The organism is Chryseotalea sp. (assembly GCF_057350905.1).
Genome location: NZ_JBMRCF010000004.1, coordinates 160,979 through 169,674 on the forward strand (window position 1 = coordinate 160,979; position 8,696 = coordinate 169,674).

7 protein-coding genes are annotated in these 8,696 nt (G+C 39.8%); 5 read left to right on the forward strand and 2 right to left on the reverse strand.

Annotation, left to right across the window (positions count from 1 at the left end):
* The first annotated feature begins 12 nt into the window (after positions 1-12).
* The 3 genes from ACO1XM_RS07370 (at position 13) to ACO1XM_RS07380 (ending at position 3,988) form a co-directional block, all read left to right on the forward strand.
* Entirely contained in the window at positions 13-549 is a 537-nt protein-coding gene (locus ACO1XM_RS07370) for an RNA polymerase sigma factor (protein WP_486227401.1), read from the forward strand.
* Positions 549-1,868 carry a hypothetical protein gene (locus ACO1XM_RS07375; protein ID WP_486227403.1) on the forward strand — a complete coding sequence of 440 codons (1,320 nt, stop codon included), beginning with the start codon at positions 549-551 and terminating at the stop codon, positions 1,866-1,868. Before ACO1XM_RS07370 ends, ACO1XM_RS07375 begins: the two co-directional genes overlap by 1 nt.
* Positions 1,869-2,023: 155 nt before the next feature.
* Complete coding sequence (locus ACO1XM_RS07380; RefSeq protein ID WP_486227405.1) at positions 2,024-3,988, forward strand: PKD domain-containing protein; 1,965 nt, start codon at positions 2,024-2,026, stop codon at positions 3,986-3,988.
* A gap of 163 nt (positions 3,989-4,151) precedes the next feature.
* Here ACO1XM_RS07380 and ACO1XM_RS07385 read toward each other — a convergent pair whose 3' ends face one another.
* Entirely contained in the window at positions 4,152-4,982 is an 831-nt protein-coding gene (locus tag ACO1XM_RS07385; RefSeq protein ID WP_486227407.1) for a YARHG domain-containing protein, read from the reverse strand.
* A 35-nt stretch (positions 4,983-5,017) separates the two neighbouring features.
* Between ACO1XM_RS07385 and ACO1XM_RS07390 the strand changes: the two genes are divergently transcribed.
* Positions 5,018-5,653, forward strand: a complete 636-nt coding sequence (locus tag ACO1XM_RS07390) for a DUF2306 domain-containing protein (protein ID WP_486227409.1) — start codon at positions 5,018-5,020, stop codon at positions 5,651-5,653.
* Between the two features lie 113 nt (positions 5,654-5,766).
* Positions 5,767-7,965 carry an acylase gene (locus ACO1XM_RS07395; RefSeq protein ID WP_486227410.1) on the forward strand — a complete coding sequence of 733 codons (2,199 nt, stop codon included), beginning with the start codon at positions 5,767-5,769 and terminating at the stop codon, positions 7,963-7,965.
* A gap of 131 nt (positions 7,966-8,096) precedes the next feature.
* Here ACO1XM_RS07395 and ACO1XM_RS07400 read toward each other — a convergent pair whose 3' ends face one another.
* Positions 8,097-8,624, reverse strand: coding sequence for an REP-associated tyrosine transposase (locus ACO1XM_RS07400; protein ID WP_486227412.1), 528 nt, complete (start codon positions 8,622-8,624; stop codon positions 8,097-8,099).
* Between the last annotated feature and the right edge of the window lie 72 nt (positions 8,625-8,696).

An 8,696-nucleotide genomic window follows, 5' to 3' on the forward strand; every position in this document is an offset into this window, starting at 1 on the left:
GCGCCACACCGCATGACTGAAAGTGAAATCATACAAGGATGTTTAAAGCATAAGGCTGCCGCCCAAGAGCAGCTGTATGCCTTATACTCCCGTAAGATGATGGCCATTTGTCAGCGCTACACACGCTCGCGTTTTGAAGCTGAAGATATTTTTCATGAAGCGTTTATTAAAGTATTTAAAAACATACACACCTGGCAGGGTGGTACTTTTGAAGGTTGGATGCGAAGAATATTTGTAAACACAGCTATCAACCACTATCATCAACACAGAAAATACCTGGATCATGTAGATGCCTCCTATGCGGAAAGTATGCTCAGTTCCGCAGACAACATCATATCTACTTTATCCAATCAGGAGTTGATTCAAATGATCAACAAAATGCCTGAAGGCTACCGGCTGATCTTCAATTTATATGTAGTTGAAGGTTATAATCACAGTGAGATTGCAGAAATGCTGAACATCGCAGAAGGCAGTTCTAAATCACAGCTTTCGAAGGCCAAAAACTATCTAAGAAAAATAATCGAGGACAGACTTGTCTCAGCTGCATAATGGAAAGAGATTTTGACGATATCGCAAGACGTCTTCACGACTTAGAGGCTGAACCTCCTACCAATGGTTGGGAGAAGTTAAGACCTGTTGTTGTCACTGAAGGCCGTAAGTTCAAGTGGTTCCAGAAAAACTGGTGGATTCCCCTGTTATTACTCGTACCTGCTTCTTACTATCTGATTTCCTCTGCTCCTATTGAACAGACACCGGTAATTGCAGAAGCTTCAATGAATGCAAGCAACAGTAAACAGCCATTACAAGAAGCTGAGCGTATTGCGCAGGCATTAAAATCTTTACCAACAGCAGATACACAAACGACAAATAGCTCTATACGTGCTGAACGTAGCAGAAACGAACAACATCAATTAAACGCAGGCAATCTGAGTGCAGGTGCTGAGAAAAGTATTAAAAGGAACATTGAATTATCTGACCTGCAAGAACCACTGGTACAAAAAACATCAGTAAAAAATAACATTGAATTGAATACATCACCGAACAATGCTAATCTAAAAAAGGCTGTAGCCTACACTGACTTGTCATCCGCAACAACGGAACCGCTATACGAAAGCTTGCAAGTAGACACACCATTAAATGAACAGCCTACAATTGATGCCGATCAGGAATCAAGTCTTGTACACGAGGCAAAGAAATACAAGCTTCTACTTGCTGTTACCCCCGTATTCACGTCAGCAGTAAGTCGCCCCAAAGCTTCAGATGAAGTGCTTATTACGCAGATCAAACAAATAAACAAACCTGTTAATACAGGATTTGGTTTTTCAATAGGCCTTGGTAAAGTAATTAACGATAAACTGAGTCTGGATGCACAATTATCTTTCCGATCGATCAAACATAAAACTGCTTTTTCATATACAACAGGTGTTATTGATACGCTGCTGGCCATACAGCAAACGGATCAAAGTTTTCTGATAAGTCCTGTATATAGTATTAATGAGAGGGAAGTTTCTACCAACTACGGTTATACCGGCTTACAACTTGGATTTAGTTACACACTATTAGCCATGCGCAGCGGTCAGCTCAGTGTATTCGGAGCTGCGTCTTCTCAATTCCTGGTTTTCGCTGATGCGAAAGAAAAATTAAATAACAGTTGGGTATCCATCGAAGCAGATGGTGTGCGCAAACTAAACTTCAACATGATGATCGGCCTGGCTTACACCAGAAATTTGAGTCGCGGATGGGACCTAACCATGAGCCCTGCACTTTCTTATTTTTTGAAAGAAGCCGGAAACAGAAATCTACCGTACAATACGAGCAGGCAGTCAATGGGTTTAACCCTAATGCTTTCTAAAACATTGTCTAAGTAATACGCAATTTATTTTCGTTTCGATCTCAGGTGTTTATGAATGCTTCTGCCGCTTAACGTAGTGGCCTGCGAAGAAAAAATAAATTTCATTTCTTTTTTTTAAAATACGCAGGCAACCCTTTTCACTGCGCACCTGTCTGAGAGCAAAACTAAGTTATGAAACCCTATTCAAAATTATTAAGCACATTACTCCTGGCACTCTTTGCATTTACTACAGCCTGCGAGGAAAGCGAAGATCAAATCATTGTTCAACCACAAAATCAACTGGTGGCTGTTGCCGGATCTGATAAAACAATTTTTGTCAATGAAGAATTGACACTGGACGGCTCTGGTTCCTTCGACAGAAACAATAAAGCGTTTAGCTACTCGTGGTCAATTAAATCCAAACCACAGGGAAGCGCTGTTACATTATCGCAAGCGAATAATGTGTCTACAATTATTAAACCCGATGTCAGCGGATTGTATGTAATAGAACTACAAATAATTCAGGGACAATGGACCGCTAAAGATGAAGTAAACATTCAGGTTAATAATGTCGTGCCCAACGGACCCACTACTGTATTGCTGGAAGGGAATATTAACACCCATACAACTTTGGTTAATATTTTCGAAGACCCTGCAAGCATCGATTATATCGTTACACAAGACATAGAAGTATGGGCTGATTTAACCATCATGCCAGGTGTTACTATGGCTTTTCAGGAAGACAAGGGAATGCAAATTATCGGTGGATACATTAAAGCCAATGGCAGCAGCACTAGCCCCATTCTATTTACCAGTCTGGAAGAACAAGGTGCGTACTGGAAAGGCATCGCGATTTACAGTAATAGTGAATCAAACGAATTTAACTTTGTTACTATAAAGAATGCTGGTAGTGTCGCTTTCAATGAAACTGGCATTCGCGCCAACCTTTTCCTTTCCGGTAATGATTTCTCTGTCGCTGCCCTGAAAATTAACAACAGCCATTTCAGCAACAGTGGCGGTTACGGATTGTACGTGCAAGGTGGCTCTTCAATATCTGGCCAGCAGCAAATTACTTTTTCAAACAACCAGCAAGCGGCCGCTTTTATTCCAGCCCGCTTATTACACAGCATAGATCCTGTAAGCTATAATGCTCTTAACATAATCGAAACGGGAGGTCTTGTATCTCAGGAAACTGAATTCGTGTGGAAAAAACTAAGTGGTGGTTCATACATAGTGACAAAGGACATTCAATTAAAAGCAGGTATCACCATCGAAGCAGGTGCTTCTTTTAAAATGAAATCAGGCGTAAGCATCAGTGTTAGCGATAATGGCTACCTGAAAGCATCCGGAACACAGGCCGCTCCTGTTCAATTTACATCTACCGGCAATCAGGTGTACTGGAATGGTTTATATTTCAATTCTTATAATTCCAACAACATCCTGACTTATACAGAAGTGTCGAATGCTGGTATGCAAAAAATAGGCGATGGAAGTTATCCTGCCAATATTACCGTAAGCGCACAAGGTTTAGTGAAGGTTGAGAACTCAACAGTAATGAATGGCCTGGGCTATGGCTTAGTGGCACAAAATCAAAATGCCTACAATGAAAACTTCACTGCCTCCAATACTTTCAGCAACTTACAAAGCGGTATTGTGTTTCCTCAGATTATTGAAAATCCATTAGGCACACTCACCGGAGAATGGGTAGATTATTGGTCATTCACACAAGGACTAAGCAGTCTTGCTGCCAACTTTTATGATAAAGAGAGTGGCGTATGGTTTAACGGAGCAGCCAATCCATGGGCAATGAATCCGAGAGGTTTTGGCCTTCGTTTTACTGAAAATGGAAACTTTGTGTGGACTATTGCTGAACATTCACCCATGACGGGTTGTGAATCGTATTCAGCAGAATACATTACGGGAAGTTTTGAAATTTTAGCCGGAAGTATTTCCTTCAACCAGGATTATTGGAGAAGTAAATTTACCAATTCATGCGATGAAAGTCAGGAAGTAGATATTGAAGTGACGCCTTCGGTAATACCCATACAATATCAAATCAGCAAGGTGAACAATCCATTCACCAATACAGAAGTATGGAAACTGACCTTTACCAATCCTGGCGGATCAAGTTTCTTCTTCTATAAAAAGATTGAGTAAAAAGGCTGAGTAAAATCGCTCCTCTGCCATAGTTCTTCGATTGCTGTCACAAATTCACGCTTGATTGTTCCTTATGATCAGGCGTGAATTTTAAAAATTGAATAGCTCAAAAGCAAGTAAACGTTTTCATTCATCTACTCAAAAATAATAACACAAACTTCTGTTATCTGCCATAATCATCATAGCTTTCATTGTAATACTCCTCATATCGGTAAATTAAATCAATATTTTGTACTTCAATATCTGTTAGCTTTTCTCTTATATCAATCCCCATGGGTATGTACCAATCTTCAAAATCAAACTGTCGCCTGTCTTCCATATCTTTAAACGAATAACCGTGGCGGGCGTAAATTTCATTACGCATATATTCTAATTCTTCTGGTAATAGATTCTCGACATCACTTTCTGTTAAAAGTCGTGTAGATGCCTCAGGATATTTTCCTAAATCTGGTTGATAGGAATATTGTACATTTTCCAATATATAAGACTTAGATGAAGTTACTCCCTTTTTAAAAGGAGACCAGTCACCCTCCAGAAATTCTCCATAATTATCAATCGTAAAGTTGAACTTACCATCATACCTATCGGTACCAGGTTCACTCATCTCAAAATAATAAGCATCTTCTTTAATCTCCACAGTACCTGAAATCGGACGATAGTTACCAGCACAAACAGTATAACCTATGGCTTTACCATCTTTTATTTCTGCCAGCGCTATATTAATTTTATTCATTCCAAACATTCCTACCCAGTACCCAACGCCCACAACAGAATCATTTAGATTGATTGTCATTTTCTCAATTGCCTCCTCAATCTGTAATTGTTCGGAAGATTTTTCAGGGCCAATAGTTCGAGCATCTTTGCTAACAGCAAGTGCGACCACCGAATCTTTTTCAGTTTCCGTGACGACCTCTGTAAATTCGGAAGTTTTTGGCTTGGCACATGATATCATGACCAATGTCAGGAGTAGTATTTTATTCATAACTTTTTTCATTAGAAGAAATTTAATAACATTTCCTAATATTACACATGCCTGTTAAGTTGAAAATTCTAGTATTGAACGTTACACTACTATTTTTTACCTTTTTAATGGTGAGGATTACACTTCCATACCGTTTTCTGGATTATGATGTAGCCTTTCTTCGAATTAAACAATGGATAATTGATAATGAAATATGGAGGACTGCTTTTTTCGTTCATGTTTTTACAAGCTCTATTTTGTTGCTGGCCGGATTTACACAATTCTACAATCCCTTTAAAAAATTTAACAAAATTCACAGGCAGCTTGGGAAAATCTACGTTTTTGTGTTATTGATCTTTTCAGCGCCTGCAGGCTTAATTATGTCGCTCTATGCCAATGGTGGGCTGTTGTCGCAACTTGCATTCACCCTATTAAGTTTGTTATGGATATTTTTCACTTTTAAAGCTTACATTTTCATTCGAAAAAAGGACTTCATTTTGCATGGAGACTTTATGTTACGCAGTTATGCACTTACACTTTCAGCATTAACATTACGTGCCTGGAAATATATTATAGTATTACTTTTCCATCCTAATCCCATGGATGTATATATGCTAGTAGCCTGGTTGGGTTGGGTTCCCAATCTACTTATTGCAGAATGGTTAATCCGAGCAAAATTTTCTGCTAGAATTATTAGTCGATAAAAGCTTAATGGAATCTTTCCTTGAGATACTCACACTTAACATCATCAAAATTTGATGAAAGGCATTCTACTGATGGCAATTAGCTTTATCTTAAAGGTAAAATTGCCAAACCTATGAGAATCCTGTGCTTTATCTTATCCATTACCCTACTTTCCTCTTGTAATCTTAAAAAACAGGAAACAGAACGCTGGGAAGAACACGCAGCCAACACTACCATTTACCGCGATGATTTTGGTGTGCCGCACATCTATGGCAAAACAGATGCGGATGCCGTATTCGGTTTATTGTATGCACAGTGTGAGGATGATTTTCCTCGCATAGAGCGCAACTACCTCTGGGCGATAGGGCGTATGGCTGAAGTTGAGGGAGAAAAGCAAGTGTATAGCGATGTGCGCGCTAATCTTTTTATGTCGCGCGAAGAAGCTATAGCACAATACGAGAACAGTCCGGAGTGGCTTAAAAAATTGTGCGATGCTTTCGCAGATGGCATCAACTATTACTTGCACACACATCCGGAAGTAAAACCTGCCTTGCTTACGCGCTTTGAACCCTGGATGCCCATGTATTTTAGCGAAGGCAGCATTGGCGGAGACATTGAATCTATTTCCACAGAAAAACTTGAAGCCTTCTATAAGCAATTAGGAGAAGACTCCAATACCGATGCCGTTAATCAACAACAAGCAACCGCTTTACTAAGTCAAAAAAATACTGCTCATGATTTAGATGAACCACAAGGTTCTAATGGCATTGCTATCTCAGGAAAGTTGACACAAAGCGGTAATGCCATGTTGCTTATCAATCCACACACTTCCTTCTACTTCAGGGGCGAAGTACATGTAGTGAGCGAAGAAGGTTTGAATGCCTATGGTGCTGTAACCTGGGGGCAGTTTTTTATTTACCAGGGCTTTAATGAGAAAAATGGCTGGATGCATACTTCCTCTTACACGGACGTGATGGATGAATTTATGGAAAGCATTGAAAAGAAAGAAGATAAACTCTATTACCAATATGGGGAGGAATCACGACCAGTAGAAAAGCGCATGGTTACAATCGCCTATAAAACAGACAGTACAATTGCACAACGCGCATTTCCGATTTACAAAACACATCACGGGCCTATTACCGAAGCGCTGGCAGACAAATGGATTGCCACTGCTATGTTGTGGGATCCATCCCGCGCCTTACAGCAGGCTTTTATCAGAACGAAAACTGCTTCTTATGATGAGTTTAAAAAAATGATGGACTTCAAAACCAACTCATCTAACAATACTGTTTACGCTGATGCGGATGGCAACATTGCTTTTTTCCAAGGCAACTTCATCCCTAAACGCGATACCACTTTTAATTATGAATTACCTGTGGATGGCAGCAACAAGGCCACTGACTGGCAAGGTTTGCATGCTGTAGAGGAAAGCATCCATTTATTGAATCCAGGCAATGGATGGATACAAAATTGTAATTCAACACCTTTTACTTCTGCTGCCGAATTTAGTCCAAAGAAAAAAGACTATCCTTACTACATGGCCACCGAACCTGAAAACTTCAGGGGTGTGCACGCTATTAAAGTGTTGAGCAACAGAAGTGGTTATACACTTGACTCATTATTATCGCTGGCGTATGATCCCTATCTACCTGCTTTTGAAAAATTAATTCCCGGATTAATTACAGCTTTCGATCAGGCTGGTAAAAAGTATGTTGCATTAAAACCAGCCATTGAAGTATTGCGCCAGTGGGATATGCGTACCTCAAAGGAATCAGTAGGCATGGCCTTAGCACACTACTATATTACTGCATACCTGCAGAAAGGACCACGCCCGGAAGGACTCAGCATGATGGAACGTGTCAATTATTTTGGAACAGGCACAAACAACGATGAACGTCTGCAGATTTTTAGTGAGGCTGTACAAAAAATAACAGACGACTTCGGACAATGGAATACACCCTGGGGTGAGATTTGCCGCTTACAAAGATTGGATGGTGCCATCTCACAACAATTTGATGATACGAAACCTAGCATACCCATTGGTTTTGGTTCTGGTAATTGGGGTGCATTGGCTTCTTTTGGTGTGCGTGGCAAGCAAGACACAAAAAGATATTATGGTACTTATGGCAACAGCTTTGTGGCAGTAGTTGAGTTTGGTGAAAAAGTGAAAGCCAAGAGTATTTTAGCCGGTGGCCAAAGTGGCGATCCAACCTCTCCACATTTTATGGATCAGGCGCAACGTTATGCCGACAGAAATTTTAAGGATGTAGCTTTTTATAGAGAAGATGTAGAAGCCAGGGCGGTGAGGAAGTATCATCCGGGTAACTAGTTTTTTTTTGAAAATTCTGGTTGAGTTACGAGCTACTAGCTTTGAGCTACTAGCCCGCTATTCGACTTGCTGTTCGACATGTTAGCGCAGCGCATGTCGAACTTCAAATAGAACGGATTTTTAATCCGTCCCTAGAACTCAGCTAGTTTCAATAATCCTTTCCTTGTCCCATAGTAATCAGCACAGCTGCTATACATATACTCCTCTTCTTTCTCCACCATCCCCGCTCGAACAGGGTTCATATGTATATAGGTGATTTTACTATCAAAGAAAGACTGACTGGTAATTTCTTCTCCATGATAGCCTTCTTGCCAAAAAATTATCTTATCCTCCTTATGCAGCAACCACAACAACCAACTTTTACGACTTTCTTTTGCATTTTCCTTAATAGCCTCTACAATTTTTGATGAAGTAAATTTTTTAAAATCGCGAATAATATCACTAAGTTTTTCTTTATCACTGCTTACAATCATGTGAATATGATTGGTCATCACTACCCAGGCATAAACTTTTAATCCTTTATGTTGCTGACAATGTCGGATACTCGCTAATAAAATATCGATATAAGTTCTTCTTGTAAATACGTCTATCCACTGATTGACAGTGCAGGTGATAAAGTACTGACCAAATTGATCATAAATACGGTAAGCATAGGCCATTGATAAAATTAATAGTCACCTCCGCTTTTACTAATGCTTTAAAGACTTATTAATATCTTGATTTGTTCAAAA